3 protein-coding genes and 1 pseudogene are annotated in these 3,779 nt (G+C 71.1%); all 4 read left to right on the top strand.

Annotated features, from left to right (window positions below; genetic code table 11):
- Nucleotides 1-652, top strand: a 652-nt coding sequence (locus KME75_RS44495; protein ID WP_246633769.1) for an alkaline phosphatase D family protein, incomplete at its 5' end; no start/stop codon positions are given.
- Nucleotides 549-1,667, top strand: a pseudogene (locus KME75_RS40495) (alkaline phosphatase D family protein). The gene KME75_RS44495 and the pseudogene KME75_RS40495, both read left to right, overlap by 104 nt.
- 629 nt (nucleotides 1,668-2,296) lie before the next feature.
- Nucleotides 2,297-2,572, top strand: a complete 276-nt coding sequence (locus tag KME75_RS40490) for a hypothetical protein (protein WP_219420296.1) — start codon at nucleotides 2,297-2,299, stop codon at nucleotides 2,570-2,572.
- Between the two features lie 263 nt (nucleotides 2,573-2,835).
- A complete protein-coding gene (locus KME75_RS40485) occupies nucleotides 2,836-3,627 on the top strand; it encodes a DeoR/GlpR family DNA-binding transcription regulator (RefSeq protein ID WP_308283492.1) in 792 nt (263 codons plus the stop codon).
- Nucleotides 3,628-3,779: the final 152 nt, after the last annotated feature.

The raw sequence follows: 3,779 nt of genomic DNA, 5'->3' as shown, positions 1-3,779 counted from the left end.
CCCTTCGGGCCCGATCCCTGACCCCGACGCCTCACCCCGGCGCGCCCACAAGCAGGCCGAGAAGCAGCAGAAGAACAAGAAGAAAGATCAAGAACGAGATTGGGGGTTGACCGGCCCCGCTCCTTCAAGGATGACACTCGGGGGTGCGGCGGCGTCGCTGGCGCTCTCCACCGGGCTGCCGCAGCCGTGGGGGCCGACCGCCCAGCCGGCCCGCGACTATCCGTTCACGCTGGGCGTCGCCTCCGGGGACCCGCTGCCCGACTCCGTCGTGCTGTGGACGCGGCTCGCACCCCGGCCGCTGGAGCCACTCGGCGCAATGGCCAATGCCAAGACGCCCGTGCGCTGGGAGATCGCGCAGGACGAGCAGTTCTCCCGGGTGGTGGACCGCGGCACCTCGTTCGCGCACCCGGAGTTCGGCCACAGCGTGCACGTGGACGTGCGCGGGCTCGAGCCGGGCCGGGAGTACTTCTACCGGTTCGCGACCGGGTCGGAGGTGAGCCCGGTCGGCCGGACGATGACGGCCCCCGGCCCCCGGGCAGCTCGGCGAGCTGTCGCTGGCCTTCGCCTCCTGCCAGGCCTGGTGGGAGGGCTACTACACCGCCTACGCCGACCTGGCCGCGAGCGCGCCGGATGTCGTCTTCCACCTCGGTGACTACCTCTACGAGTACGGGATCCCCGCCGACGGCGGCGTGCGGCAGGTGCAGCTGCCGAGCTCGTTCCGCGCCGAGACGGTCACGCTGGACCAGTACCGGGAGCGGTACGCGCTCTACAAGTCCGACCCGGACCTGATCGCGGCCCATCTGGTGGCGCCGTGGATCGTCACGCTCGACGACCACGAGGTCGAGAACAACTGGGCCGACGAGGTCCCGGAGAACAACGTGCCTCGCGAGGAGTTCCTCGTGCGCCGGGCCAACGCGTTGCGCGCCTACTGGGAGAACATGCCGATGCGGCTCCCACAGCAGCCGGTGGGCCACGACATGCAGATCTACCGCCGGTTCCGGTTCGGCGACCTGGCGGAGTTCAGCGTGCTCGACACCCGCCAGTACCGCTCCGACCAGGCCGCGGGCGACGGCACGAAGCCGCCGAACCCCGGGTCGCAGGACCCGGCGCGCACGATCACCGGCGACGAGCAGGAGCGCTGGCTGCTCGACGGCCTCGGCGCGTCGACCGCGCGCTGAAACGTCATCCCGCACCAGACGGCGATCATGCGGATCGACACGAAGGCCGGGCCCGAGGTCGCGGTCCCGATGGACACGTGGGACGGCTACGAGGGATCGCGCAACCGGATCCTCGGCGGCATCCACGAGCGCGGCGTCGACAACGTGCTGTTCCTGACCGGCGACCTGCACCGCAGCCTCGCCGCGGACCTCAAGCTGGACTTCCTCGACCCCGCCTCGCCGACCGTCGGGGTGGAGCTCGTCGGCACCTCGATCACCTCGGGTCGCGACGGCGAGGACAACGACGCGGGCGGTCGCACGATCCTGGCCGAGAACCCCTGGATCAGGTACGGCAACTTCCAGCGCGGCTACGTCCGCTGCACGGTCACTCCGGACGAGTTCCGCGCCGACTACCGCGTCGCCGACCGCGTGACGACGCCGGGCGGGGCGATGTCGACCCGCACCACGCTCGTCGTCGAGAACGGCGTGCCCGGACTGCAGCAGGGCTGAGCGGAGCACTGAGGAGATGACGATGCACGGGAACACTTTCCGCCGGACCGCGGTGCTGACCGGCGTCGCGGCCCTTGCGGCGCTCGGCGTCACGGGCGTCGCCGGAGCCCAACCGCCGGGACAGGGCGGCGGCCCGAAGCCCAAGCCGGTCGTCGAGCTGTCGGCGGCGCCCGAGCGGGTCGAGCTCGTGCCGCTGCCGTGCTTCAGCGCCCGGCTGGACGTGAGCATGACCAACCGCGGCGAGGAGCCGGTGTACGCGACCGCCGAGGTGACGGCGGAGGCACCGGTGGCGGCGGACCGCGGCGTGATCTCGAGCTACCTGCCGGTCGGCTGGACGGCCACCTCGCCGGTCACACTCACCGCGCCACGGGATGCCGCCGCGGGCGACTACGAGGTGCGCATCGAGTCCGGGAACAGGTCGCGGTTGACGGTCCCGGTGACCGTCGCCCCGGCCCCGCCGAAGGGCCCGGGCGACAACCTCGCGTTCGGCGAGCGCGCCACCGCGTCCTCGACACACGGCAATTTCGACGTGTGCGGCGCGGTCGACGGGGATCACCGACTCCGAGCAGTGGGACACCCGCACCGGTTGGAACGACGGCACACGCAACGCGTTTCCCGACACCTACACCGTGGAGCTGGCGCAGCCCGCCCCGGTCGACCGGGTCACGCTGCACACGCTCGACTCGGCCCGCTACCCCGCGGCCGGCAACGGGCTGCGCGACTACGACGTGCGCGTGCGCGTCGGGGGCGAGTGGCGCACGGTGGCCGAGGTGCGCGGCAACGTCGTGGGCGTGGTCGAGTCGCGCTTCGATTCCGTCGTCGCCGAGGCCGTGGAGATCGTCGGGCTCGCGTCGAACGACGGGAACTACTCGCGGATCGTGGAGCTGGAGGTCCGCGGCGGCTGAGCAGAGCTTGCAGAGCGAGCATCGGCGCTGAGCGGGGCCGGCCTCGTTGCAGCAAAGCCACTTTCATGCAACCACGTTGCAGGAAAGTGGCTTTGCTGCAGTCCCGCCGGGGCCCGTCAGCCCTTGAGTGCGCGATCTGGAGTGTCAAGACCGTGGCGGCGAGGGCGACGCGTGCCTAACGCGCGCTCGCGAGCTGCGGGGATACGATGATCGGCGATGAACGAAGGGGCGCTGTCGCCATCCGGCCGACGGGCGACAACGGGGTGAGCCCGCGCGGACGTGCGTCCGGCGCTGCGGCGCGGCGCAAGGCGATCGCCGAGTACGTGATGCGGCACGGGAACGTCGCGGTCACCGAGTTGGCCGAGGCGTTCGACGTTAGCGTGATGACGGTGCACCGCGACCTCGACGACCTCGAGACCCACGGCCAGGTGCGCAAGTTCCGCGGCGGCGTGACGGCCCAGCCCTCGAGCGTGTTCGAGAGCAACATCGCCTACCGGCTCACCGCCAACCAGCGGGAGAAGCAGGCGATCGCCCGGCACCTCCTGCAGCTGGTCGAGCCCGGCATGTCGGTGCTGATCGACGACTCGACCACCGCGCTCGCGCTGGCCCGGCAGCTCAGCGACGTCACTCCGCTGACCGTGGTCACCAACTACATGGAGGCGATCAAGCTGTTGTCCGGGGCGCCCGGCATCCGGCTGATCGCGCTCGGCGGCGAGTACCACGCCTCGCATGACTCGTTCCTCGGCGTCTCCTGCGTCGACGCGATCGAGGGGATGAACACCGACCTCGCCGTGGTCTCCACCTCCGCGATCTCCGACCGCTACGCGTTCCACCAGGAGCAGGAGATCGTGCTGGTGAAGCGCGCGATGCTGCGGGCGGCGCACCGGCGGGTGCTCGCCGTCGACCACACCAAGCTCGAGCGCGTCGCCCTGCACCGCGTGTCGCCGCTGGAGGAGTTCGACCTCATCGTGGTCGACGAGCTCACGCCCGCCGCGTCGGTGGAGCGGCTGCGGGAGCGGCGGCTGAACGTCGAGGTGGCGGCGTTCGAGTCCTGACGGCGGCCGGCGATTGCAGGAAAGCCACTTATCTGTGGCGGGAGCCCCGGTCAAGCACCAGTTCGTGATTGTTTGTTGTTCCTCGTCGTGTGGTGTGCCTGGCGGCGCCCCGGAGCCGGCGTCAAGGTGGAGCGCCCGTGGACGAACGACCT

The organism is Pseudonocardia nigra, from assembly GCF_019396355.1.
Lineage (GTDB): Bacteria > Actinomycetota > Actinomycetes > Mycobacteriales > Pseudonocardiaceae > Pseudonocardia > Pseudonocardia nigra.
This window is presented reverse-complemented; position numbering and strand designations above follow the sequence as displayed.